This window comes from Acinetobacter sp. FDAARGOS_515 (assembly GCF_003938865.1).
GTDB classification, from domain to species: Bacteria; Pseudomonadota; Gammaproteobacteria; order Pseudomonadales; family Moraxellaceae; genus Acinetobacter; species Acinetobacter ursingii.
In genome coordinates, this window is sequence record NZ_RKIX01000003.1 from 2,236,242 (window position 1) to 2,260,502 (window position 24,261).

Annotated in this window: 21 protein-coding genes; 17 read left to right on the forward strand and 4 right to left on the reverse strand. The window is 40.6% G+C overall.

Annotated elements, in window-relative coordinates:
- Nucleotides 1-28: 28 nt before the first annotated feature.
- A complete protein-coding gene (locus EGS47_RS12350) occupies nt 29-868 on the reverse strand; it encodes a p-hydroxycinnamoyl CoA hydratase/lyase (protein ID WP_171063250.1) in 840 nt (279 codons plus the stop codon).
- Nucleotides 869-1,119: 251 nt separating this feature from the next.
- Between EGS47_RS12350 and mhpT the strand changes: the two genes are divergently transcribed.
- Nucleotides 1,120-2,346 carry a 3-(3-hydroxy-phenyl)propionate transporter MhpT gene (mhpT, locus tag EGS47_RS12355; protein WP_004987178.1) on the forward strand — a complete coding sequence of 409 codons (1,227 nt, stop codon included), beginning with the start codon at nt 1,120-1,122 and terminating at the stop codon, nt 2,344-2,346.
- Nucleotides 2,347-2,407: 61 nt separating this feature from the next.
- Nucleotides 2,408-2,881, forward strand: coding sequence for a MarR family winged helix-turn-helix transcriptional regulator (locus tag EGS47_RS12360; protein ID WP_026039959.1), 474 nt, complete (start codon nt 2,408-2,410; stop codon nt 2,879-2,881).
- Between the two features lie 9 nt (nt 2,882-2,890).
- On the opposite strand, the gene EGS47_RS12365 is transcribed toward EGS47_RS12360, so the two are convergent.
- Entirely contained in the window at nt 2,891-3,508 is a 618-nt protein-coding gene (locus EGS47_RS12365; RefSeq protein ID WP_010588861.1) for a TetR/AcrR family transcriptional regulator, read from the reverse strand.
- Between the two features lie 415 nt (nt 3,509-3,923).
- Here EGS47_RS12365 and EGS47_RS12370 point away from each other — a divergent pair, with 415 nt between their 5' ends.
- The 6 genes from EGS47_RS12370 (at nt 3,924) to epmA (ending at nt 10,558) form a co-directional block, all read left to right on the forward strand.
- A complete protein-coding gene (locus EGS47_RS12370) occupies nt 3,924-4,886 on the forward strand; it encodes a metal-dependent hydrolase (protein WP_125269666.1) in 963 nt (320 codons plus the stop codon).
- Nucleotides 4,887-4,947: 61 nt separating this feature from the next.
- Complete coding sequence (locus EGS47_RS12375) at nt 4,948-5,775, forward strand: SDR family NAD(P)-dependent oxidoreductase (RefSeq protein ID WP_005005093.1); 828 nt, start codon at nt 4,948-4,950, stop codon at nt 5,773-5,775.
- A 78-nt stretch (nt 5,776-5,853) separates the two neighbouring features.
- The gene (locus tag EGS47_RS12380) at nt 5,854-7,389 is read left to right on the forward strand and encodes a flavin-containing monooxygenase (RefSeq protein WP_005005089.1); all 1,536 of its coding nucleotides are present in this window, start codon (nt 5,854-5,856) and stop codon (nt 7,387-7,389) included.
- A gap of 84 nt (nt 7,390-7,473) precedes the next feature.
- Entirely contained in the window at nt 7,474-8,358 is an 885-nt protein-coding gene (locus tag EGS47_RS12385; RefSeq protein ID WP_005005086.1) for a class I SAM-dependent methyltransferase, read from the forward strand.
- A gap of 140 nt (nt 8,359-8,498) precedes the next feature.
- Complete coding sequence (locus tag EGS47_RS12390; protein WP_005005085.1) at nt 8,499-9,566, forward strand: 4-phosphoerythronate dehydrogenase; 1,068 nt, start codon at nt 8,499-8,501, stop codon at nt 9,564-9,566.
- Nucleotides 9,563-10,558: an EF-P lysine aminoacylase EpmA gene (epmA, locus tag EGS47_RS12395; protein WP_005005082.1), complete on the forward strand. Its 996-nt coding sequence runs from the start codon at nt 9,563-9,565 to the stop codon at nt 10,556-10,558. The genes EGS47_RS12390 and epmA overlap by 4 nt, the downstream gene beginning before the upstream one ends.
- Before the next feature lie 97 nt (nt 10,559-10,655).
- Here epmA and EGS47_RS12400 read toward each other — a convergent pair whose 3' ends face one another.
- The gene (locus EGS47_RS12400; RefSeq protein ID WP_005005079.1) at nt 10,656-11,663 is read right to left on the reverse strand and encodes a Tim44 domain-containing protein; all 1,008 of its coding nucleotides are present in this window, start codon (nt 11,661-11,663) and stop codon (nt 10,656-10,658) included.
- A 106-nt stretch (nt 11,664-11,769) separates the two neighbouring features.
- The gene (radA, locus tag EGS47_RS12405) at nt 11,770-13,158 is read right to left on the reverse strand and encodes a DNA repair protein RadA (protein ID WP_004987144.1); all 1,389 of its coding nucleotides are present in this window, start codon (nt 13,156-13,158) and stop codon (nt 11,770-11,772) included.
- A 279-nt stretch (nt 13,159-13,437) separates the two neighbouring features.
- Between radA and EGS47_RS12410 the strand changes: the two genes are divergently transcribed.
- The 9 genes from EGS47_RS12410 to gyrA all read left to right on the forward strand — a co-directional run bounded on the left by EGS47_RS12410 (nt 13,438) and on the right by gyrA (nt 24,175).
- Nucleotides 13,438-14,850 carry an amino acid permease gene (locus tag EGS47_RS12410; RefSeq protein ID WP_004987143.1) on the forward strand — a complete coding sequence of 471 codons (1,413 nt, stop codon included), beginning with the start codon at nt 13,438-13,440 and terminating at the stop codon, nt 14,848-14,850.
- Between the two features lie 113 nt (nt 14,851-14,963).
- Entirely contained in the window at nt 14,964-15,182 is a 219-nt protein-coding gene (gene lptM, locus EGS47_RS12415) for an LPS translocon maturation chaperone LptM (protein ID WP_004987140.1), read from the forward strand.
- A gap of 24 nt (nt 15,183-15,206) precedes the next feature.
- Nucleotides 15,207-16,457, forward strand: coding sequence for a diaminopimelate decarboxylase (lysA, locus tag EGS47_RS12420; RefSeq protein WP_119686570.1), 1,251 nt, complete (start codon nt 15,207-15,209; stop codon nt 16,455-16,457).
- 6 nt (nt 16,458-16,463) lie between these two features.
- Nucleotides 16,464-17,309, forward strand: a complete 846-nt coding sequence (gene dapF / locus EGS47_RS12425; RefSeq protein ID WP_005005073.1) for a diaminopimelate epimerase — start codon at nt 16,464-16,466, stop codon at nt 17,307-17,309.
- A gap of 97 nt (nt 17,310-17,406) precedes the next feature.
- Nucleotides 17,407-18,027 carry an alpha/beta fold hydrolase gene (locus EGS47_RS12430; protein WP_119686571.1) on the forward strand — a complete coding sequence of 207 codons (621 nt, stop codon included), beginning with the start codon at nt 17,407-17,409 and terminating at the stop codon, nt 18,025-18,027.
- Between the two features lie 45 nt (nt 18,028-18,072).
- Nucleotides 18,073-18,951 carry a site-specific tyrosine recombinase/integron integrase gene (gene xerA, locus EGS47_RS12435; RefSeq protein ID WP_162897699.1) on the forward strand — a complete coding sequence of 293 codons (879 nt, stop codon included), beginning with the start codon at nt 18,073-18,075 and terminating at the stop codon, nt 18,949-18,951.
- A gap of 426 nt (nt 18,952-19,377) precedes the next feature.
- Nucleotides 19,378-20,127, forward strand: a complete 750-nt coding sequence (locus tag EGS47_RS12440; protein WP_004987127.1) for an electron transfer flavoprotein subunit beta/FixA family protein — start codon at nt 19,378-19,380, stop codon at nt 20,125-20,127.
- A gap of 17 nt (nt 20,128-20,144) precedes the next feature.
- A complete protein-coding gene (locus tag EGS47_RS12445; RefSeq protein ID WP_004998809.1) occupies nt 20,145-21,083 on the forward strand; it encodes an electron transfer flavoprotein subunit alpha/FixB family protein in 939 nt (312 codons plus the stop codon).
- 380 nt (nt 21,084-21,463) lie between these two features.
- Nucleotides 21,464-24,175, forward strand: a complete 2,712-nt coding sequence (gene gyrA, locus EGS47_RS12450; RefSeq protein WP_119686573.1) for a DNA gyrase subunit A — start codon at nt 21,464-21,466, stop codon at nt 24,173-24,175.
- Nucleotides 24,176-24,261 lie beyond the last annotated feature (86 nt).

Below are 24,261 nucleotides of genomic sequence, written 5' to 3' on the forward strand. Positions count from 1 at the left end.
TCCTTACATAGCCAATAAAAATCAAAAGTTAACCAGTACGCTTATAGCTCTGTAAACCCGGTTTAATCGATTTTTCGTCCAAGAATTGTTTCAGTCCTTCTTCACGACCACCTTCTGTATCACGGTGGTTACACTGATCCAGTTTGGCATATAAATAGTCTTCGTTTTGATCCCAAGTCAGTTCACGGCAACGTTTAAAACCATTTTTGGCGGTACGCAATACTACAGGATTTTTCTCAAGCAGGCAGTTTGCCAATTCAGTGACTTCCGCTTTAAGTTGAGCTAATGGAACGCTTTTATTAATTAATCCCATTTGCTCGGCTTCTTTGCCACTAAAGGTTTTACCAGTCATGATGTAATATAACGATGCACGGTGTCCGACAGTATCTGCCATTGCTTTACTCACAAGGTTGCCCGGTGGAATACCCCAGTTAATTTCAGATAGTCCAAAAGTTGCTTCATCTGCTGCAATCGCAAGATCACACGCCACTAATGGAGAGAAACCGCCACCAAAACACCAGCCATTCACCATCGCAATCGTGGGTTTTGAGTACATTCTGAGGAGTTGCCATTGCCAGCGACATGAATCACGGCGAATACGTTCTTGAAAAATTTCAGGTTGTGTATCTACTTCACGGAAGTATTCTTTTAAATCCATTCCCGCAGTCCAAGAATCACCAGCACCTGTTAAAACTAAAACTTTGGCATTTTGATCAAGTTCGAGTGTTTCAAGTACATCAATCATTTCACGGTTAAGGGTTGGACTCATGGCATTTTTCTTTTCGGGACGATTTAAAATGACCCATGCGATACCATTTTCAAGTTGTACATCAACGGTTTCCCAGCGTTTTTCATATGTCATGTGTATTCTCCTTGAATGACAATGGTGTTGTTCTGGATTTAATTTAATATCAGTTAAACTTACATTCAAGTCTTTTTTGTGAAATATTTTATATTTTTTATAATTGAATGAAAAATATAAATAAAAAAATTAAATTAAAAAATATTTATAAAATACTATTGATTTTTTTATAAGCTTAACTGATATTTTAGCGGTGTTATTTAAACACTACACAATAAAAAATGTCATGGAAATATGGTCTAAATAAGGAAAGGACTATGGATAAAGTATTGAATCCGTCAGGAAGGGCGAAACTGACTTTACTACTGTGTTTTGCCATCGCAATCTTTGAAGGTTTTGATCTTCAATCAATGGGTGTAGCAGCGCCACGTATGCGTGCGGAGTTTATGTTGGATAATGCTCAAATGGCTTGGGCATTTAGTGCTGCTATTATTGGAACCTTGCCTGGTGCAATTATTGGTGGACGACTTGCCGATATTATTGGACGTAAGAAAATTTTAATTCTGAGTATTCTCATTTTTGGTGTGATGTCTTTACTCACCGCCTATGCCGAAAATTATACTTTGCTTTTACTTATCCGTTTTTTTACAGGGTTGGGTATGGGCGGCGCTTTACCGATGATGATCACTTTGGCTTCTGAAGCTGTTGCTGAAAATCGAAAAGCGACCGCAGTCAGTATTATGTATAGCGGGATCCCTTTTGGTGGATTGCTGACTTCGGTGGTTGCAATGTTGTTAGCAGGCGATAGCGAATGGCGACATATTTTCTATGTGGGCGGTATTGCGCCTATCTTGTTAATTCCGTTATTGATGAAGTATCTACCCGAGTCAAAAAGTTATTTGCAACAAAAAACACAAGCACCAACGCCTTTTTTTGAAGTGCTATTTGCCAAAGAAAGACGTATGTCGACCTTGCAAATTTGGGTCAGTTTCTTCTGTACACTCGTAGTTTTATATTTCTTGCTGAACTGGTTGCCGCTACTCATGGGCGCACAAGGACTCTCCAAACTAGAAGCTAACTATGTACAAATGGGCTATAACATTGGGGGGATTTTCGGATCAATCCTGATGGGGATGTTATTGGATCAAATGCGCATGGCAACGGTCATCAAATTTATTTATGCAGGAATCTTGATCGCGCTTTGCTGTTTATCGATTTCTCCAACAGTCGCTTTATTGGCACTTTCTGCGGTGGGTTGTGGTTTGTTTATTGTAGGTGGTCAATCTGCACTTTATGGACTAGCTGCGATGTATTATCCAACCGAAATGCGAGGTACAGGTGTTGGTGCTGCGGTTGCCATTGGACGAATTGGTTCATTTGCAGGGCCATTGTTTGCAGGATTTTTATTATCATTAGGGCAAAGTGCCACAATCGTCATTGGTTCAAGTATCCCTGTGATTTTGATTGCTGCAATTTCTGCGTTGCTGCTTGTCAGAAAGCCTAAACAGGCAGTACAGTTAGCACATAGCCAAAGTACAACTTAAGTAAAATGAAAAGTATGGGGCAGGGCTTCATACTTTCTTTAAATTTTGATGATCAAACATGATGCCAAACTCAAGTTCAGTTGAAAAAAAACGAGAAGATGAACCAAGACTCAGCTATATGATTGCCCGTGTGGATCGAATCATTAGTAAACATCTCACCGAACATCTCAAAGATTTAAATATTAGTTTGCCGCAATTTACTGCTTTATCAGTTTTGGCAGCAAAGCCGAATCTTTCAAATGCCCAATTAGCAGAGCGTTCTTTTATTAAGCCGCAATCTGCCAATAAGATTTTACAAGATTTGCTGGTCAATGACTGGATCGAAAAAACACCAGATCCAACGCATGGTCGTCGTATTTTATTGACCGTCACTGGAAAAGGTCTGGAAAAATTGGCAGCGTGTAATCAAATTGTTGAAAAACTCGAACATCAGATGTTACAGGGTGTCGATATTCATTTGGCGTATTTAATTCGCAATAATCTGGAAATTATGGTGAAAAACCTAAGTACCACAGTCGACGATCGCCAAACGTGACACTTTCGTTTAGCGTTCACTTTTTGCCAGTTCGACATTGATGTAGCTCATAATCATGGTTTTTAAACCCTGCACCAATTCATCAAAGGTAATATAGGGGTTTGGCAAAATTAAATGGCGGGCAATATTAAAGATTCCGCTATTGATGCTGACATAGGCTGTGACCGCCAGATTGTTTACTTTCAGATATTTTGGATTATTCATCATGTATTTCATGACAATATTCATCAGTTCACGTTCAATCTGATTGATATATTTGTCATATTTAAGCTCACTTGCATAACGTAAACAGATCAAATAACGTTCATTGTTTTGAGTCAATAAATCGCGAAAGGTATAGAAAATAAGTTCAATGACCGATTCTAGCTCCATATCCATAATGATCGGAGTGAGATTTTGAATCATCTCCAGAATTTCCTGCACAAAAGAATGTGCCATCGCATCGTAAATTTCTTCTTTGTTTTTAAAATATTCGTAGAGTGAACCCACACTCACGCCTGCAATGTCTGCAATATGTCGAGTCGTTGTACCACTGGTGCCATGCAAGGCCACAGAGATAAAACCTGCTTCGATAATGGTATCCACCGTGACTTTAGCGCGAGTCTGGCGCGGTTTGCGTGTACTCAACATCACATCCTTGAAATCCGAATATTTATTCAAGTTATCATGTCGGGCCATATTTACCAAATTAAAAAACATAAATCCGAACAGCAAAAAATTCTGAATTTTATCCAATTTTATCAAGATAAATAAATGCATGATGTCATTTGCTTAAAAGCTCATTATTGCGATTATTTTTTGCTAATTTATAATTTTGCTCTTAATAAAAACAATATGTTATGGAGATTTAACTGGGGTATTCAATTTAATCGCTTCGGTTTTTACAGATAAGCTCAGCCATTTAGACCCGAATTGAATCCGAACATAAGATCAGATTAGGATGAAATGGTTAGTAAAGTGCGAACAATATTTCAGTTTGCATCATTGAGCTTCGTAAATATTGAATGTTGTAACAAATTGAATGCTTTAAGTAGGTGTCGCCATGATCACGACCGCAGTAAAAAAATCAGTCCAAGCTTTCAAATCATCGCCTAAATTTGAACAACCTGATTATGCTTTGAAACAGACCATTCCAATTCGTCATTTAGCCATTGGATTTGAAGGTCAGGAAATTGATATGTCATTTTATATGAATAATCAGTTTGCCACGATTTTTTTCGCCACGCTTTCTGTATTTTTGACTTATGGTGAAGACTTAGTTATTGAAACAGCTCGTTTTCACCGAGATATGGTAAAAGATCCTGTTCTCAAACAGCGTGTAACTTCTTTGATTGGACAAGAAGCGATTCATTCCAAATTACACAATGAGTTTAATGATGCGATTGCACACGAAGCCATTAATTATCCAGTCGCTTTATATCGTTTTTTGGGCGAAAAATTCTTTGACAATATTTTCTTAAAGTTTCCACAGCCGCTTAAGCTTTCCATGATGGCGGGAATTGAACATTTTACCGCAGTGCTTGCCGAATACATGATGAAGCATGAAAAGAATTTTTATTATTCTGATGATGCTAAAACACGTGCCATGTGGATGTGGCATATGCTGGAAGAATCGGAACATAAAGATATTGCCTACGATGTTTATCAGCTGCTCAATGGTAATTATTCACTTCGTGCTGCTGGATTCTTTATCGCATTGGGGACGATTTTAGGTTTGATTCCATTTTCCACTCTTTTTGTTCCTATGCTACGCAAGCCAAAAGATATGTTGACCCGAAAGTTCTGGAAAGATGCAGGTCGCGGTGTCAGCCTGATTTTTAGTCCGAAAGATGGTGTATTTGGTAGTACGATGGGACAGATATTTGATTATTTACGTCCTGATTTTCATCCGAATGACCATGACACCTCGGCTTATCTCGAATATTACAAAGACAAACTCCTCTCCGAAGGTGGGGCGATTGCGCCTTATCTGATCAAAACATTTACACCACCAGTACGTCATTAAGTCCTACGTTATTCAACAAAGAGATGTTCAGTCAAGATGCTGACAGGAAAAAGGATATGCCATGAAATTATTTGGCTCAAAACATAAAAAGCCAAGCCAACAGTCTTATGCTGTTGTAACAGGCGCAGGCAGTGGTATTGGACGTAGCTTTGCATTAGAGCTTGCCCGCCGTGGCGGTACTGTGGTGTGTTCAGATATCAATCTGGAGGCAGCTCAAGCAACAGTGAGTCTGATTGAACAACTGGGCGCGACTGCATTTTCTGTGCAATGTGATGTGGCCAAAGCTGAACAAGTCGCACAGTTGGCTGAACAAGCTGAGGAATTACTGAAAAATCCAGTCACACTGGTCATTAATAACGCAGGCATCGGTTTGGGTGGTAAGTTTGATGAAATGACGATGGAAGATTGGCAATGGTGTATGGATGTCAATTTATGGGGCGTGATTCATGGCTGTCGCGCATTTGTGCCTAAGTTTAAGCAACTTGGATATGGTGCCATTATCAATGTAGCCTCGGCGGCTTCTTATACTGCGGCGCCAGAAATGACGGTGTATAACGTCAGTAAAGCAGGGGTTCGAGCATTATCAGAAACATTGTCTGCTGAGCTTAAAAAGTTTGATATTAAGGTGAATGTACTATGCCCAACCCTAGTACCCACCAACATTATAAAAAATGGCAAAGTCCCGCATAAAGGTATTTTAGATTATGCATTGACTCATTTGGCATTTACCACCAGCGATAAAGTCGCAAAATTGACACTGGATCGTTTGGATAAAAATCAGCTTTATACCATTCCACAGTTCGATGCCAAGCTTTTTTGGTTGATGAAACGTACAGCACCCAATCTTTATGCAAAATTTCTAGGGACTTCCTACCGATTAATGAAATAACCCACGATGAAATTTAGATAGGAATTCGGTCAAATGCCGTTTTAAAAGATCTATTTTTCAAGTACAAGGATATTGTAAATGACAGCTCAAGCAAAAAAATTAAACTCGGCTGAAAGCAAAGTATTACCCCAGCATATTTATGACACGTTTATTGTCGGTGCTGGTATTTCGGGCATTGCAGCAGCGATTCGACTCGATCAAGTTGGTTATCACGATTATAAAATCATTGAAAAAGCAGGTCGTGTAGGCGGGACATGGCGTGAAAATACCTATCCGGGTTGCGGTTGCGATGTACCATCGGCTTTATATTCTTATTCATTTGCACCAAGTAGCAAATGGAGTCATCTATTTGCGCGTCAACCTGAAATTCTCAGTTATTTAGAAGAAGTTAGCGATACATTTAATGTTCATGAAAAAATTGAATTTGAAACTGAACTTGAAAAAGCAGCTTGGGACAATGAGCGTAATATTTGGGTGCTTGATACCAACAAAGGACAGTATCTTTCTCGTACCGTCGTGTTTGCGACAGGACCAATTACCGAAGCGCAAATTCCAAAATTAGAGGGCATCGAAACCTTTACAGGCGAGATGTTTCATTCGGCGAAGTGGAATCATGGCTATGACTTAACTGATAAACGTATTGCCGTGATTGGGACAGGTGCTTCAGCGATTCAATTTGTGCCACAAATTCAACCTTTAGCAAAAGAACTCTTTGTTTTTCAGCGTACTGCACCTTGGGTCGTGCCAAAACCAGATATGCAACTGGGTGAGTTTGGTAAATCTGTCATTGAAAAATTTCCATTGATTCAATCAACATGGCGTAAAACCGTAGCACAATCACTCAATGCGATTAACTTTGGTTTACGTAATCCTTCTGTATTAAAGCCTGTCGGTGAAGTATTTAAACAAGTGCTGAAAACTCAGGTAAAAGATCCTGAATTACTCAAAAATGTGACGCCAGATTTTACCATCGGTTGTAAACGCTTGTTATTTGCCAACAATTACTATCCTGCTTTACAAGCGGCAAATACGCATTTAATTCCACAGGGTTTGGTCAAAGTAGAAGGCAATACGGTAATTGCTGCCAATGGTGAACGTCATGAAGTTGATGTCATCATCTGGGGAACAGGCTTTGAAGTCTCTCATCCTCCTATTGGTCGCCGTGTTTATAATGACAAAGGGGAATGTTTAAATGATCTTTGGAAAAGTAGTTCTCCAGAAGCTTATCTGGGAACCAATATTGAAAATGTACCGAATGCGTTTTTGGTACTCGGACCAAATGTGTTGGTGTATGATTCATTTATTGGCTTAGCCGAAGCGCAATTGGATTATATTGTTGATGGTTTGCAAAAAATCAAAAAACACAATATTGCCAAATTAAGTGTTAAACCCCAAGTCATCCATGCGCATAATGAATTGGTGCAAAAGCATTTAAAAACCACCGTATTTAATGCAGGTGGCTGTAAAAGTTATTATTTGGATGCCAATGGGCGTAACTTCGCCGCATGGCCGTGGTCGTTAAAAAAATTAAAACAGCGTTTAAAAACTTTGAACCTACGCGATTATGAAGTGACTTACCAAGCTAATCTAAGCAAAAGTAAAGTAGACGCTTAATTTTTTGGTTTATTTTCAAATGAAGCAGTCTATTGTTTTCAATCGACTGCTTTTATTTTGATTTTGCTTTCAAAGGAAGATGACATGAAACAAGGAAGGTCAAGTCGTACCGCAGAAGCCGCTGCAGCATTACGCGCCCACCATTATTTATTCGTGCATGATCCGATTTTTGCCGATGCTTATGCATTTGAAATGACCAATAAAGCGTGGAAAAGCTTATTAAGCTTGCCTTTGGTGAATAGATTCTTTAACTCACCAGCATTTAATCGAACGTTAGGTTTGTTAACAGCTCAGGTCGTGGGGCGTTCGCGTTATGCTGAAGATCAATTGCAACAGGCGATTGAAAAGGGAATTGATCAATATGTACTTGTTGGGGCAGGCTTAGATTCATTTGCCTTACGTTTGGCACAGCATTATCCAGATTTAAAAATTTTTGAGGTTGATCATCCCGATACACAGCGTTTAAAAATCCAAAAACTTAAACAACTGGGTGATATTCCTGCCAATGTCGAATTTGTCGCCATCGATTTTGAAAAGGAAGCTTTGGGAGAGGTTCTAGCTCGTAGTAACTATGCTCAAGATCGTCCTGCTTTTTATTCATGGCTAGGTACAACGCACTATTTACAGCCTGAAACCACCTTACAGACCTTAAGTAGTATTGCCAGTTTCGCAGCGAAGCAAAGTGAAATTGTTCTGGATTATTCGATTAATTTTGATTCACTTCGGGGGATTGAAAAAATAGGAACTCAAGCTGTTGCTCAATTCACAAAAATCTTACGCGAACCATTGATGGGGCAATTTAATTCATTAGAATTGCATGATCTCGTGAATCAAATGGGTTTTCAGATACTTGAAGATTTATCTGGCGATGCTCTATCAGAACGTTATTTTTATGCCCGAATAGATCACATCAGACATACCACTGCGACCCATATGTTGCATTTGATATTAGAACCAAACAAGAAATAAGCAAATATAGATTTCACAATTCATTGAGCATAAAAATTTAAAAATGGATGCTGGTAAAAAATTCGATTTATAAATGACGAGCGTAGTCACGTGCCGAGTGACGCGTTATGATAAATGCCAGCGAGTGATTGGAACAGCTTATGAAGATGATTGCAGATGAAAATCTGGCATTTACCGACTATTTTTTTTCTGAATTTGGCAAAGTTGAACATCGTGGTGGTCGACATTTGCAGCATGGAGATGTCAAAGATGCCGATGCTTTAATTATTCGATCTGTGACCAAAGTCGATCATGCTTTAATCGATCATAGCGCATTAAAATTTGTAGGCAGTGCGACTATTGGTACAGACCATATGGATATTACTGCACTGCAACAACAAGGCATTGCGTGGAGTAATGCCCCGGGATGTAATGCACAGGCGGTGGTGGAATATGTCATTACCGCGTTATTACATTTAAGACCAGAGCTTTTACAACAAGAACAGCAGTTTACCTTAGGTATTATCGGTTTGGGCAATGTCGGTCGTCGTTTGGCTTACATGGCAAAATTGTTGGATTGGCACGTTATTGGCTATGATCCTTATGTAAAGCTTGATCAAATTGAAAATGTTTCATTAGATGAATTACTACAACGTAGTAATGCCATTTCAATCCATGTTCCACTCACCAAAACAGGCGATTATCCGACTTATCATCTCATTAATGCCGATCGACTCGCATGTATTCCAGCTCAAACGATTTTGATCAATAGTGCGCGCGGGCCTGTGATTGAAGAAGCGGCTTTAATTGAAAATATTCAAAAAACGCAGCGTCAAGTGGTGCTGGATGTGTTTGAACATGAACCTGTCATTTCTGAGCGACTATTAGATTTAGTCAGCTTGGTCACACCCCATATTGCAGGTTACAGTTTGGAAGGTAAAGCGCGTGGTACAGAAATGGTGTATCAGGCTTTTTGTCAGCATTTTGGTTTTAAAGCCGAAAAAACATTTGAATCTGAGCTTCCTCTCTGTGAAGCATACTTTAAAGATTCATCATTAAAACAAGTTTTACAACGATATTTAACAGAGATTTATAATATTCAGCGCGACGATCAACATTTACGTGCTTGTGTCAAAGAAGGGCAAGTTGATCAGCAAGCTTTCGATCGATTACGAAAAGAATATCCACTGCGCCGTGAATGGGCTGCGTATGGAGGGCCTGTGGCATGAGTCAACAGTCGGATTTAAATTTAAAAACGTATCAACCGACCTGTTCGATTGAGGCACTTAAAGCACGTGCCAAACTGTATCAGACTATTCGTACATTTTTTGCAGAGCGTGATGTGTTAGAGGTCGAAACCCCGATTATTTCTCAGGCAGGGGTAACCGATGTGCATTTGGCATCCGTTCGTGCATTACGCCATATTGAAGGCAAACAGCGTATTCAATATTTACAAACCTCGCCTGAGTTTGCCATGAAACGCTTGCTGGCCAGTGGCAGTGGCCCGATTTATCAGATTTGTAAAGTATTTCGTGATGATGAACATGGACGTAAACATAATAGCGAGTTTACCATGTTGGAATGGTATCGCCCTGAATTTGATCTTAAAGACTTAATGCATGAAACGGCTGATTTATTACACAGTTGTTTGTATCATCGTTTTGATGAGATTCGCCCGATGATACTCAGTTATAAACATGCCTTTCAGGATCGTCTGGATATTAATCCATTGCAAGCCAATCTAAATCAATTAAAAGATACCGCGCGACGCGTCGGGCTGACGCTAGATTTGGGCGATGATCGACTCGCCTATATGGATTTATTATTTTCGCATTTTGTTGAGCCGAGTCTGGGCTTTGATACGCCCGTATTTTTAACTGATTTTCCTCCAGAAATGGCATCACTGGCTAAAGTGCGTATTGATGATGACGGTGAACAGGTTGCAGCACGTTTTGAGGTTTATATTGAAGGTTTAGAACTGGCCAATGCTTATGATGAATTATTGGATGCACAAACATTAAGACAGCGTTTTGAAGCAGATAATCTTGAACGTAAGCAACAAGGCTTAGCCGAAATGCCACTTGATGAACATCTTTTGGCGGCTTTACCACATATGCCTGCTTGTTCGGGTATTGCTTTGGGGATTGATCGTTTACTGATGATCGCAACAGAAAACATGCGTATTGATCAGGTGATTGCTTTTCCAGCAGAAATAGCGTAGTAAAAGTGTGATTTTAATAACGTATCTGATGATTAATATTAAGATCACAGATAAAAAATAAGCCGCTGATGCGGCTTACTTTATTTTTAGCGAAACGTTAGTCTTGCTGAATCCCAGCCACTTTCCAATCTTCACTTGAACCAGCTGGCTTAACAAAGTGCCAGATTTCAGAGAAGGGTTGCGGTAAGCTATTCAGGTCTTCACTCACTGTGCCTGTGAAACGCACACTGACTACATACTGACCATTTTCCGTTGTGCTATAGACCACCATTGCATTTAAGTTACTAAACTCAGCAACGTCCTGATCTTGATTCGCCATAATGTCGTTATACATCGAGCTATAAAGATCTGGTGTCAAATAACGACGAATTTCTTCAATATTGCTAGCAGAGTTCACCGATTGAATATGATTAAAACGCTGGCGTGCAACACGTAAGAAAGTTGCAGGTTCTGTTCCATCAGGAAGCTGACTACCACTGTTGGTATAAGCACTACCAAACGGTGCAGAAGATGGTGCTGCATTTGCATTGCCACCGACACTTTGTCCAAAAATATTGGTGTTATCACCAGAATTAGCGCGGTTTGTCGATGTGTTTTGTCCAAATGGTGCAGCATTTCCACTATTGTTTGGCGCAAACGGATTATTGCCAGCAACTTTTTGCTTATTGCTAAATCTACGGAAAATAAAGAAAGCAATCGCAGCAATCAAGATAATCCAGATCCAGCCCGGGATGCCACTTTTCTTTTCTTGCTCAGCTTTTGCCTGCTGAGCTGCTGCATCCTGTTGAGTGGCTTGTTGCTCAGGAGAAGTTGAATGACGGTCATCCGCCAGCGCATTGGCAGCAACGGCACCCACAGCAGCACCTGCCACACCCGCAGCAACCATTGAACCGACACCCGGACCAGAACGCTGTGGTGTACCAGCAGGTGCTGTTTGAGGTGCAGGAGTCACTTGGCGAGGTTGTTGGTAAGACTGGCTTGGAGCGGCTGAACGTGACATACCATGACTTTTGCCGCCACCTGCACGTTTTGCTTCAGCAAGCGGTGCAACGACCAAGGCGACCATCAAAACACCTGCCAATAAACTACGCTGTCGTACTTCCATCGAAAATTCCTATATAAATTCAATTTACAAGTGTATTTATGCAGGCTTTTTTGACGAATTTCAATAACAAAAATATGTTTTTTTATGTCAAATCATATCGCACGATTTAATTTAACTCGTCACTTAGTTGCATGGCTTCTGTTAATGCTTCGTGCAACCTTGCAACCGCAATAATTTGTACCCCATCAACGGTCTTTTGCGGAGCATTGCCACGCGGCAAAATGACATATTTAAATCCATGTTTGGCGGCCTCTTTTAAACGTTCTTGACCGTTTGGGACGGGGCGTATTTCACCCGATAATCCAACCTCTCCAAATACAGCCAATTGTTGTGGTAAGGCTTTACCACGTAAGCTAGACGCACAGGCTAAAAGGACTGCCAAATCTGAACCTGTTTCGGTAATTTTTAAGCCGCCCACCACATTGACATAAACATCTTGTCCAGAAGTTTGAACGCCACCATGACGATGCATCACTGCAAGTAACATGTTTAAACGGTTTTGTTCTAAACCTAATGCAACACGACGTGGTTGTCCATGCGCATCATCGACCAGCGCCTGTACTTCGACTAAAAGTGGGCGAGTACCTTCGCGGCTGATCATGACAATAGAACCCGGAATGGCTTCATCATAACGACTTAAGAAAATAGCCGAAGGATTGGCGACTTCACGTAAACCTTTATCGGTCATGCCAAAAACGCCCAGTTCATTGACTGCACCAAAACGGTTTTTTACCGCACGAATCATGCGGTAGCGTGAATCTGATTGCCCTTCAAAATACAAAACACAATCCACCATATGTTCAAGTACACGTGGGCCAGCCAATGCACCTTCTTTAGTGACATGACCCACGATAAATAGGGCTGTTCCGCTATGTTTGGCAAAACGTGTGAGTAAAGCAGCAGATTCACGGATTTGGGAAACACCACCGGGGGCAGATTGTAAAGTTTCTGTATATAAGGTTTGAATGGAATCTAATATGGCAACGGCAGGGCGTTCCTGAGCCAAAATTTCACATATCCGTTCTACACAGGTTTCAGCCATGACTTTGAGTTTATCGGTCGGTAAGTCGAGCCTTTGGGCGCGTAATGCAACCTGAGATAGGGATTCTTCACCTGTTACATAGAGTGCAGAGCTATTACTACTGGCCATATAAGTTGCGGTTTGTAGCAAAATGGTCGATTTACCAATGCCGGGATCGCCCCCAATCAGCACCACTGAACCTGTCACCAGCCCACCACCGAGTACCCGATCAAATTCACCAATCCCTGTTGCAACTCTTGTTTCGTGCGACACAGAGATTTGATTTAAGATGGTGACTGCGGAAGTTTGACCAGCATAACCGCCTAATTTAGGTTTAGCACGATGTGAGGAAGCGGGTTCAACACGCACTTCAAGCAAACTATTCCATTCACCGCATTCTGAGCACTGACCTGACCACTTGGGATGATCTGTACCACATTGTTCACAGCGATAAACCGTTTTAACTTTGCTCATATTCAGTGCATCTTGGAATTAATAAACCAGTGAAATGTAACAATTGGGAACTTTAAACACAAATTTTGCAGGAAAATATCGCCAAAAAATACTTTGGCACGTAAACTGCAATCTCAGGGATAAGTTCAATTACAGCTTAAAAATGGAGTAAGTATGTCTAAAAAAACATCTTATAGGCGTTATTTATTAAAAAAATAAAACAATAAGTTAAAAAAACTTTTTTGTTTTAATGGTTTTAGGCTAATTTTAAAGTACAAAATTTGAGAGTTAAAAAAAACAATGTCAAATGAAAATTTTGGTTCACATTCTGGAGAAGGTGAACTCTCACGCAGCTTATCCAACCGTCATCTCCAATTAATTGCAATTGGTGGGGCGATTGGTACAGGGTTATTCATGGGGTCAGGTAAAACCATTAGTTTGGCTGGTCCTTCTATTCTCTTTATTTATGGCCTGATTGGTATCATGGTGTTTTTCGTCATGCGCGCGCTGGGCGAATTACTGTTATCCAATCTTAAATATAAGTCTTTTATTGATTTATCGACTGATTTGATCGGCCCATGGGCGGGTTATTTTGTCGGTTGGACGTATTGGCTGTGTTGGGTCACGATTGGGATCGCAGATTTATCCGCCATTATTTATTATCTGGAATTCTTCAATGGCGGTGAATCTTTCACTGCGCTAGGAGGGTTGCTGATTAGTACCGTTGCCATTTTATTTGTACTTGGATTAAATCTGGTTACGGTAAAATTGTTCGGTGAAATGGAATTTTGGTTTGCCATGGTAAAAATCACAGCAATTATTGTGTTAATTGCTGTCGGCTTGTGGATGATTTTTACAGGTTTTACCAACTCTTCGGGTACGACCGCTAGTGTGAGTAATCTTTGGACTCATGGTGGCTTTTTTCCAAAAGGACTAGATGGCTTTTTAGCAGGTTTTCAGATTGCCATTTTTGCCTTTGTTGGGGTAGAGCTGGTCGGAACGACGGCTGCGGAGACACAGGATCCAAAACGTAACTTACCAAAAGCGATTAATTCGATTCCAATTAGGATTATTATTTTCTACGTATTGGCATTGTTTGTGGTGATGTGTGTGACTCCGTGGGATCAAATCAATCCTAAAGTCAGTCCATTTGTGAATATCTTCTCACAAGCAGGTATCGCCTCTGCTGCGATTATCATGAATCTGGTCGTACTGTCTTCTGTAATGTCATCCATGAATAGTGGCGTGTTCTCGACTAGCCGTATGTTGTTTGGTCTCTCAACAGATCAAAAAGCACCAAAACTCTTTGCCATGTTGTCTAAGTCAGCAGTTCCAGCAAAAGCGTTGATTTTCTCTTCTATCTGTATCTTTATTGGTGCATTTGTTCAGTACATCTATAAGGTACAAACAGGTACAAATGATGAAGTAACGGCTTTTACTTTGGCGACCACATTATCTACGATTTTGTTTATCTGTGTATGGATTATTATTATGTGGAGTTATATTAATTACCGTAAAAATAGACCAGAACTACATGAGCAATCGATCTTTAAATTACCTGGTGGTGTGTTTACCTGTTGGGTGGTGATCTTATTCTTCCTTGCAACCATCTATTTCCTTGCTTTGGATGAAACCACACTTGAATCATTAAAAGTTAGTCCAATCTGGTTTATTATTTTGGCTATAGGTTATTTCTTTGCTAAAAAGAAATAGGTCTGAATAAATCCATAGAACGCCAGTATAAACTGGCGTTTTTTTATGTTTAGACTTTAGCTGCTGAGATGATCACGCTATACTGCTCCGAATTGTAAAAGTTCGGTGTTCAGATGCTTAAAGTCATTTGCTCTATCAGTATATTACTGAGCGGTGCTGCGCTCACGGCATGCGGTCAATCAGGTGCATTACATTTACCTTCTGATCCAAATTATGACAAACGTGCCAAATATTTACTGTATTCATCTAAAGATGCTGAGCAACAAGCTCAGAAAAATGCAACTGAGGAAAAAGAAAAATCCTCAGCTTCAGAACCTACACCATCCCCTTAACGTCTCAAAGATAAGGATACATTCATGAGTTTCTCCCGCATTCAAGGGATATTGCATGCTGAGCAATGTTCACTGCTTCAGCTTGCCGAACAGTTTGGTACACCGTTATATGTTTATTCAAAAGCAGCTTTTGAAAAACATTATCTGGATATGGATCGTGCTTTTGATTTTATCGATCATCAAATCTGCTTTGCGGTGAAGTCAAACTCAAACCTTGCGGTGTTGAATGTATTAGCCAAGCTTGGGGCTGGTTTTGATATTGTGACAGGGGGCGAGCTTGCCCGTGTATTAGCAGCGGGTGGTGATCCTGCCAAAATCGTATTTTCTGGTTTAGGCAAATCAGAAGCAGATATTGAAAAAGCCTTGCAGGTGGGGATTGCCTGTTTCAATGTTGAATCGTATGCCGAACTGGATCGCATTCAAAAAGTTGCAGCAAAACTGGGTAAAAAAGCCCCAATTTCATTACGTGTCAATCCAGATGTCGATGCCAAAACCCATCCTTATATTTCTACGGGATTAAAAGAAAATAAATTTGGTATTCCAAGTGATACAGTTTATGAAACTTATCAATACGCGACATCTTTATCCAATTTAGATGTTGTAGGAATTGATTGCCATATCGGTTCACAACTGACTGAAACCAAACCTTTTGTGGATGCGCTCGATCGTGTGATCGTAATGATTGACGATTTGAAAAAGTTGGGTATTGACCTCAAACATATTGATATCGGTGGCGGTTTAGGTGTTTGTTATAAAGATGAAACACCGCCAAGCGTTGAAGAATATGCCAATGCGTTGAAACCTGCACTGCAAAAATTGGGCTTGAAAGTGTACATGGAGCCAGGGCGTAGTATTAGTGCCAATGCAGGCGTATTACTGACCAAAGTAGATCTGCTGAAACCGACCAATCATCGTAATTTTGCGATTATTGATGCTGCGATGAATGATTTGATTCGTCCATCTTTATATGAAGCGTGGATGGATATCCAATCGGTGGATAGCAATACAGACGTTGATGAAAAAGCTTGGGATGTGGTCGGTGCGATCTGTGAAACTGGCGACTTTCTAGGCAAAGATCGTAAGTTGGCATTAAAAGAAGATGATGTCTTGGCTGTACTGGGTGCGGGCGCTTATGGTTTTGTCATGAGTTCAAACTATAATAGTCGTGGTCGTGCTGCTGAAGTGATGGTGAATGCAGATCAAGCTCATTTGATTCGTGAGCGTGAAACGATTGAATCATTATGGGATAAAGAACGTTTATTACCTGAGGAGTAAAAAATCATGTTGCTTGAATTTACAAAAATGCATGGCTTGGGTAATGATTTTGTCGTGGTTGATTTAATCAGTCAACGCGCGTATCTGGATACTACTACCATTCAGCGTATGGCTGATCGTCATTTTGGGATTGGTTTTGATCAACTTCTGATAGTTGAACCGCCCGATTTTCCAAGTGCAGATTTTAAATATCGTATTTTCAACGCAGATGGCTCTGAGGTTGAGCAATGTGGTAATGGCGTTCGTTGTTTTGCGCGTTTTGTGCATGATCGCCAACTGACCAATAAAACCAAAATCAAGGTGCAAACCAAAGCGGGCATCGTTGAACCTGAATTGGGACCAAATGGTTTAGTTCGAGTCAATATGGGCTTTCCAAAATTTTCTCCAAATGAAATTCCTTTTGTCACGGAAGAGTTTGAAGCACTTTATCATCTTGAGCTTGCCAATGATCAAAGCTTAAAAATTGATGTGGTCAATATGGGCAACCCCCATGCAGTTACGATTGTGCCAGATGTATTAACTGCGGATGTTGCAACCATTGGACCACAAGTTGAATCGCATGTACGTTTTCCGCAAAGGGTCAATGCTGGTTTTATGCAAATTCTGGATGAAAAACATGTACGTTTGCGTGTTTTTGAGCGTGGCGTCGGCGAAACTTTAGCGTGTGGAACAGGGGCATGTGCCGCAGCAGTCAGTGGTATGCGCCGTGGTTTACTCGCAAATGAAGTTGAAGTTGAACTGGCAGGCGGTAAGTTACAAATTGCTTGGCGTGAAGGTGAAGTGGTTTGGATGACTGGACCAACGTCTACCGTCTATGAAGGTCGTTTGGATTTACGTTATTTTCAAAGTTAATGTATCGGTTTAAAAAATAAAAGCATCCTTATTTCAAGCGGTGCTTTTTATTTTTAATTTTCTATTAAAATGAATAACTTATTATATTAAACAACTTATGTCACATTTTATTTTTCTACCCGGCGCATCGGGCAGTACCGAATTTTGGTGTCCTCTCATTAAAAATTTACCCGAAGTAATGACGACACAAATCATTGCTTATCCTGCTTTTGCCAATGAACCTGCCCATCCAGACATTCATAATTTTGAACAGTTACAGCAATATGTGCTCAATAAAATTGATCGCCCATGTATATTGGTCGCTCAATCTATGGGTGGCATTTTTGCAGTCGCAGCAGCTTTACAAAAGCCTGAATTGATACAGGGTTTAGTCTTGATTGCGACTTCAGGAGGGATTGACCTGAGCCAGTTTAACGTTGCAGATTGGCGACAAAGTTATGCCAAAGAATTTTTAAATTATCCTGACTGGTTCATGACCACTAAAATAAATTATGAAGCTCAATTGGCACAGATTCAGCAGAAAATTTTACTGATCTGGGGTGATCAAGATGAGGTAAGTCCAGTTGCTGTCGGGCAATATCTGAAAGATCGTTTTCAGTATGCCGGGCTCAAGATCATTCAAGGTGGAGAACATGATCTCGCGAATCGCTATGCTGAACAAGTGGCGAAAGAAATTATGTTATATTTAAATCAAATGGATACCAACACTGAATATTAAACTAGGAGCAATGATGTGAATATTAATAATCATCAACTCCTCGACATGTGGCTCAAAGAGCGTATCATTCAAAACCAGTCTGAACACACGATTCATGCTTATCAACGCGATTTAACTGATTTTTTTATGTTTTGTGAAGTCAAAAAGCTAGATTTGATCGAGATAGAAGCGTCAGATTTACGTGAATATCTGGCTTATAAAGTTGAACAATCCAACTTGAGTAGTAGTAGTATCCAGCGAATGTTGTCGGCGATTCGCCAATTTATGAAATGGGCGCAGCAAAGTAATTATCTCAATATGAATCCTACTGAGGATTTTAAACTTAAACGTAAAGCGCGTCCCTTACCGGGAATGATTGATATCGAAACGGTCAATCAAATACTGGATCAACCTGCACCTAAAAAAATCAAGGATCAACAGCTCTGGATACGTGATAAAGCCATGCTTGAATTGTTGTATTCCAGTGGTTTACGTTTGGCTGAATTGCAAAGTTTACAAATGAATGATCTTGATTTTAAACGACAGCTTTTACGTGTAACTGGTAAAGGTAATAAAACGCGGGTGATTCCATTTGGTAGCAAAGCTAAACAAAGCTTAATCGAGTGGTTAAAAATCTATACGATTTGGAAGGGTCGTGTATTGCCAGATAGCCCCATTTTTGTTTCACAACATGGCGGTGCACTGACCCCACGACAGATCGAATCCCGTGTTAAAATTCAGGCACAACGCGCAGGGGTAAATGTCGATTTGCATCCGCATTTATTACGGCATTGTTTCGCTAGTCATATGCTCAGTGCCAGTGGTGATTTACGTTCAGTACAGGAAATGTTAGGGCATACCAATTTGAGTACGACTCAAATTTATACACATATTGATTTTGATCATTTAGCGCAAACTTACGATAAAGCGCATCCGAGAGCGTAATAATTTTGCGATAACCCGACCTATTATGTTTTATTGTTACATTTCGACATGTTTAGGTTTTTAAAAATTGTGGACTGACATTTTTGATCTGACGAGTCAGTATTGAATAAATTTGTACTTTTGTATAAAAGCTATGCAAAAAAAGTCGCCTATCAGTCAGACTGATGAAATAAATCAAAATAAAACATATTATAAATCAAATATTAATAAATCATAAAAACTGCTGCAATTTCATGGGGAAACAATCAATGAAAAAAACAATGAACTGACCATTTCAGCCTTTTTATTATTTTTTCGCATGGTTGGTGTAATTGTGACTTGACCGAAATGCCAAACACATTGCAAGATAAAGCACCTAAAAAATTCAATATGAAGCGTTAATATAACTCTTCTCAACATTTACTTGCTGAAACAGCCGAGGATTACATGAAGGCTCTTGTTGCTGTAAAACGTGTGGTTGATGCCAACGTTAAAGTTCGCGTTAAGCCGGACAATAGTGGGGTTGACCTTACTAACGTTAAAATGTCAATTAACCCATTCTGTGAAATCGCAGTGGAAGAAGCGGTTCGCCTAAAAGAAAAAGGAACAGTATCTGAAATCGTAGTGGTTTCTGTTGGACCTAAAGAAGCGCAAGAACAAATTCGTTCTGCAATGGCGCTCGGTGCGGATCGTGGTATTTTGGTTGAAACAACTGATGAAATTGGCGCTTTAGAAGTTGCTAAAATTCTTAAAGGTGTTGTAGATCAAGAGAAACCAGAACTTATTCTTCTAGGTAAACAAGCAATTGATGATGACTCAAACCAAGTCGGTCAAATGTTGGCTGCTTTGCTTGGCGCAGGTCAAGGTACTTTTGCTTCAGAAGTAAAAGTTGACGGCGGAAAAGTTCAAGTGACTCGTGAAATTGACGGTGGTTTACAAACTGTTGAGCTTACACTTCCTGCGATTATTACCACTGACTTACGTTTGAACGAGCCACGTTATGCGGCACTTCCAAACATTATGAAAGCGCGTAAAAAGCCGCTCGATACCAAATCACCTGCTGATTATGGTGTTGCTACAGGGACTAAACTTAAAACTGTTAAAGTTGAGCCACCTGCTGAGCGTAAAGCTGGCGTACAAGTGAAGTCTGTAGACGAACTTGTTGAAAAATTAAAAAATGAAGCGAAAGTGATCTAATACAGAAGGATAAAATCATGAGTATTTTAGTAATCGCTGAACACAATAACCAAGCACTTAACGGTGCGACGTTAAACGTTGTTGCAGCAGCTCAAAAAATCGGTGGTGATATTGCTGTATTGGTTGCTGGTTCAGGCGCTCAATCTGTAGCGGATGCTGCTGCTAAAGTGGCTGGTGTCAGCAAAGTATTACTTGCAGACAATGCACTTTATGCCAACCAATTGGCTGAAAATGTAGCAAAACTGATTGCTGATGTTGTGAAAGAAGGTGGCTATAAATACGTTTTAGCAGCTTCAACTACAACAGGTAAAAACATTTTACCACGCGTTGCGGCATTGCTTGATGTCAGCATGATCACAGATATTATTTCTGTTGAATCTGCAAACACATTTAAGCGTCCAATCTACGCAGGTAATGCGATTGCAACGGTTCAATCTGATGAAGCTGTGATCATTGGTACTGTACGTGGTACAGCATTTGATCCAGTTGCTGCTGAAGGTGGTTCTGCTGCGGTTGAAACTGTGGGTGAAGCGGCTGACGCAGGTGTTTCTTCTTTCGTAAATGAAGAAATTGTAAAACTTGATCGTCCAGAATTAACTGCTGCACGTATCGTTGTTTCTGGTGGTCGCGGTGTTGGTTCTGGTGAGAACTACCATAAAGTCCTAGACCCATTAGCGGATAAGCTTGGTGCTGCGCAAGGTGCGTCACGTGCTGCGGTTGATGCTGGTTTCGTACCAAACGACTTCCAAGTAGGTCAAACAGGTAAAATTGTTGCGCCAGATCTTTACATGGCAATCGGTATCTCTGGTGCGATTCAGCACTTGGCAGGTATGAAAGACTCTAAAGTGATCGTTGCGATCAACAAAGACGAAGAAGCACCAATCAACAGCGTTGCTGACTACTGGTTAGTGGGTGATTTGAACACTGTTGTGCCAGAATTGGTATCTAAACTTTAATTCATTATTGAGTTAAGTTGATAAAACGCTCTTGCGCGATCTATTGCGCAAGAGCGTTTTTTATTGAGAATGATAAAAAATAATGTGGTTTTTTCTGGTCTTTGACTGCTAAATATTTCACAAATTTTCTAAAACAATGTGCGCTAAGTATTTGATTTATTCTATTCCTAATGACAGTTTGGAACTGTCTGTTTTTTCAGCATAAATTTACTCAAATATTAAAGGCTAAGCTGTATTAATCCATCACAATCTCCACATGATTTATGCTATACTTTTTAGCTATGTTTTTTACTTTTAGTTCAGTTTTTTGAACTAAGTTTTGCGAGATTAATACATAAATTGTGGCTGGCTTTTGCTTTGCTGCATAGAAAGGAGTATGCATGAGCGTATCGGAAATCCGACCGATTGCCATTGAAGATGAGTTAAAAAACTCATATCTCGATTATGCAATGAGTGTAATTGTTTCACGTGCATTACCTGATGTGAGAGACGGCCTGAAACCAGTTCATCGTCGTGTACTTTATGCAATGCATGAGTTAGGCAACGATTATAATAAAGCTTATAAGAAGTCTGCTCGTGTGGTGGGTGATGTGATCGGTAAATATCACCCGCATGGTGATACGGCTGTTTACGACACCATCGTTCGTATGGCGCAGGATTTTAGTCTACGTTATCTGTTGGTCGACGGCCAAGGTAACTTTGGTTCTGTGGATGGTGATAGCGCTGCGGCGATGCGTTATACCGAAGTTCGTATGACCAAACTCACCCATGAGTTATTGGCCGATCTTGAAAAAGATACGGTAGACTGGGTGGATAACTATGATGGCTCAGAACGAATTCCTGATGTTTTACCAACACGTGTGCCTAATTTATTAGTCAACGGCGCAGCGGGCATTGCAGTGGGTATGGCGACCAACATGGCGCCACACAATTTGACTGAAGTGATTCACGCCTGTCTGGCCTATGCAGACAATCCGAATATTTCGATTGAAGGATTGATGGAACATATCTCAGGACCAGATTTTCCGACAGGCGGCATTATTTACGGTAAATCAGGCATTGTCGATGCTTACCGTACCGGTAAAGGCCGTTTGCATATTCGTGGTAAATATCACTTTGAAGAAGATGAGAAAACGAATCGTACCACCATCGTTTTCACTGAAATTCCATATCAGGTCAACAAAGCACGTGTGATTGAACGTATTGCTGAATTGGTCAAAGAGAAAAAACTCGAAGGAATTTCTGAGTTACGTGACGAATCTGATAAAGACGGTATGCGTATTGCGATTGACTTAAAGCGTGGCGAAAACGCTGAAGTCATTGTCAATAACCTGTTCCTCAATACTCAGCTTGAAAATTCTTTTAGTATCAATATGGTCTGTCTGGATAACGGACAGCCAAAATTGATGAATCTAAAAGACATCATTGCGGCATTTATCCGACATCGTCAGGAAGTGGTGACACGCCGTACCATGTTCGAATTGCGTAAAGCACGTGAACGTGGTCATATTTTGGAAGGTCTCACCGTTGCCCTTGCCAATATTGATGAAATTATCGAAACCATCAAGACTTCTGCAAATCCAGCAGAAGCGCGTGAACGCTTACAGGCGGGCGAATGGGCGGGTGGTGGTGTTACTGCTTTGCTCGAAAAAGCAGGTGCAATTTCAGTACGTCCTGATGAAATCGAAGGTGAAGATCCAAATCGTCCATTTGGTCTGTCTGGCGATATTTATCGTTTATCCCCAACTCAAGTCGCTGCGATTTTAGAGCTTCGTTTACATCGTTTAACCGGCCTTGAGCAAGACAAGTTACATGCTGAATATACCGAGATTCTAGGTCAGATTGCTGAACTGACTGCCATTTTGAATGATTTCAATCTTTTGATGGGTGTGATTCGTGAAGAATTGGCACAAATCCTTCAACAATATGGCGATGCACGTCGTACAGATATTATTGAATCTCGTGTTGATTTCTGCCGTGAAGATTTGATCCCAGAAGAGCAAGTGGTGTTGACTGTTTCTCAAACGGGTTATGCCAAAACACAACCATTGTCCGATTACCAAGCGCAACGTCGTGGTGGTCGTGGTAAATCCGCGACTTCAATGAAAGATGACGATATTATTCAGCATCTTGTCGTGGCTTCCAACCATGCAACGGTCTTGTGCTTTACCAATGTCGGTAAGGTATATCGTTTGAAAGTGTTTGAAGTTCCTCAGGCTTCGCGTGGTGCAAAAGGTCGTCCAATGGTCAATTTATTGCCACTGGATGCCAATGAAACCATCACTGCGATTTTACCTTTGACTGAATTCCTTGAAAATCACTACGTCTTTATGGCAACAGCTTCGGGTACAGTCAAACGTGTTGAACTTGAGCAATTTGCCAATATTCGTGCGAATGGTTTACGTGCGATTGAACTGAATGAAGAAGATACCTTGATTGGTGTCGCGATTACTGATGGTAAGCAACAAATTATGTTGTTCTCCAACGAAGGCAAGGCGATTCGTTTTGCTGAAACCGATGTCCGTGCCATGGGGCGTACCGCCAAAGGTGTGCGTGGTATGCGTGTGGCGTTAGCTGCAACACTGGATAGCGAAGACGCAGACGTTGAGAATGATGACTCTGATGAGAGTGATGATTCAGATTCAAATGTGGTAAGTCGCATTGTCTCGTTGGTGGTTGTTCCAGAAACGGGTGAAGTGTTGTGTGCTAGTGCCAATGGTTATGGTAAGCGTACGCCAGTGAATGACTTCCCGACCAAGAAACGTGGCGGTAAGGGGGTGATTGCGATCAAGACTTCCGAACGTAATGGTGAGTTAGTTGGTGCAGTCTCAATTGATGAAAGCAAAGAACTGATGCTGATTTCAGATGGCGGTACTTTGGTGCGTACTCGTGCGGCTGAAGTGGCAATGACAGGTCGTAATGCACAAGGTGTTCGTCTGATTCGTTTAAGCGATGATGAAACACTAGTGGGTGTGGTGTCGATTGAAGCCGTGGAAGAAGATGATGAAACTCTTCAAGTGATTGAAGGGGAAGCATCTGAATCTCAAGCTGAAGATATTGCTTCTCAAAATGATGAGATGAGTGAAGAATAATTCACCGAGCATCGTAAGATAAAAAAACCTGAGTTTTCGGACTCAGGTTTTTTTATTTCTCAGCTTTTTTGAAAATGAATCATGGC